General features: G+C 62.2%; 1 protein-coding gene. It reads right to left on the bottom strand.

Annotation, left to right across the window (positions count from 1 at the left end; all coding sequences use genetic code 11):
- Positions 1 to 30: 30 nt before the first annotated feature.
- Positions 31 to 855 (bottom strand): IS5 family transposase, encoded by an 825-nt coding sequence (locus tag JKL46_RS34910; RefSeq protein ID WP_201843035.1) that lies wholly within the window; start codon positions 853 to 855, stop codon positions 31 to 33.
- Between the last annotated feature and the right edge of the window lie 79 nt (positions 856 to 934).

The following is a 934-nucleotide window of genomic DNA, read 5'->3' as shown; positions in this document are numbered from 1 at the left end:
AGAGTCTGACTCAGAAAGACGGGTTTGATTTCAGGGTCTTGCGAGCCGCCTCGTCAGCATCCGAATATGGGCGATAAAGGTCCAGGCGACGGCACTCTCGATAGAGGCTTCAAAGTCCTTGGCCAGACGACGGCAGCGTCCAAGCCAAGCGAATGTCCGCTCCACAACCCACCGGCACTTGAGCACCTGAAAGCCTTTGGCCACATCCGAGCGTTTGATGATCTCGATGGTCCAGCGTCCGAGAGTGGCGATCGCGTCGCGCAACTTGTCGCCCGCATAGCCGCCATCGGCAAAGACATGGCGCAGCCAGGGATACAGCGCCCGGATGGAGGTGAGCACCTCCACCGCACCATCCCGGTCCTGGATGTCGGCGGTATGGACCCTCAGCCCAACCAGATGGCCTTGCGTGTCGGTGATGATGTGGCGCTTGCGCCCCTTGATCTTCTTGCCGGCATCAAAGCCGCGCGGGCCTCCGGCTTCCGTGGTCTTGACCGACTGGCTGTCAATCACGCCGGCTGAGGGGCTCACCTGACGGCCGTCCTTCTCGCGCGAGGCCGCCACGAGAGCATGGTTGATCCGCTCGAAGGTGCCGTCTCGTGACCAGGCATAGAAGTAGCCCTGCACGGTCGAATACGGCGGAAACTCCTTGGGGAGCTGGCGCCACTGGCAACCGGTCGAGGCGAGATAGAGGATGGCCTCAACCACGGCCCGCAGGCAGGTGATGCGGGGACGCCCGATCTGCCGGGCGGCGGGCATGAAGGGTTCGATCAGCGCCCATTCGGCATCGGTGAGGTTGCTTGCATAACGCAGCCCGTCTCGCCGATACTGCCGGCGAGTGGCCTCGGTCCAAACCATCGTGACCTCCATCGAATCTTCGCAAATCCGACGGAATCACAGGGGCTTGAGGCCACTCAACCTTTTTCAGTCAGCCTCT

Source organism: Microvirga zambiensis WSM3693, from assembly GCF_016735695.1.
Classification (GTDB): Bacteria; Pseudomonadota; Alphaproteobacteria; order Rhizobiales; family Beijerinckiaceae; genus Microvirga; species Microvirga zambiensis.
This window is presented reverse-complemented; position numbering and strand designations above follow the sequence as displayed.